We start from the raw sequence: 887 nt of genomic DNA on the forward strand, positions 1-887 counted from the left end.
AGCGGCATCGCGACCTTCCACGGGCGGGCCCGCTTTGTCGGTCCGAATGCGGTGGAGGTCGATGGCGAGACCCTGGAGGCCAAGCACATCGTTCTGGCGACCGGCTCTGAGGCGATGAAGCTGGGGATTCCCGGTGAAGAGCATTTGATCGACAATGAGCGCTTCCTCGAAATGGAGAGCCTGCCGCGCCGCATCGTGCTGGTCGGTGGAGGCTATATCGCGGCGGAATTTTCCCACATCGCGGCGCGGGCCGGGGCGGAGGTGACGATCCTCCAGCATGGGGATCGGATGCTGACGGGGTTCGATCCGGATCTGGTCGGATGGTTGATGGAGAAATACGAAGAGATCGGCGTCACCCTGCATACCGGCACCGAGGTCGAGCGCGTCGAAAAGACCGGGGATGCCTTTCGCGTAACCGCCACCGGCGAAGGGGGATCGAGAACCTTCGATGCGGATCTCGTCGTGCACGCGGCTGGCCGCAAGCCCGATTTCGCGCCGCTTGCTCTTGAGGCGGCTGGCGTCGAACTGCATGACGGCAAGCTGGCGCTCAACGAATACCTGCAAAGCACCTCGAACCCAGCCGTTTACGCCGCCGGCGACACGGCCCAGATGGGCCCGCCGCTGACTCCCGTGTCCAACCATGATGGAAAGGTGGTTGCGGCAAACCTGCTTGAGGGCAATCACAGCACGCCGAACTACAAGGGCGTGCCCTCGGTCGCCTTCACCCTGCCGCTGATTGCTCGTGTGGGGCTCGACGAGGCCGAGGCCCGGGAGCAGGGGTTGAAGTTCCGCATGCAGTGCGACCGGACACCCGGCTGGTTCTCGACGCGCCAGCAGGCGGAATCCGTCTCCGGCTACAAGGTTCTGGTCGAGGACGGCAGCGAGCG

1 protein-coding gene is annotated in these 887 nt (G+C 64.6%); it reads left to right on the top strand.

Annotation, left to right across the window (positions count from 1 at the left end; translation table 11 throughout):
• The coding region (locus tag O4G76_RS22190; RefSeq protein ID WP_269398887.1) for an NAD(P)/FAD-dependent oxidoreductase at nucleotides 1–887 on the top strand (887 nt) is incomplete at both ends.

Source organism: Limimaricola sp. G21655-S1 (assembly GCF_027213785.1).
Taxonomy (GTDB): Bacteria; Pseudomonadota; Alphaproteobacteria; order Rhodobacterales; family Rhodobacteraceae; genus Limimaricola.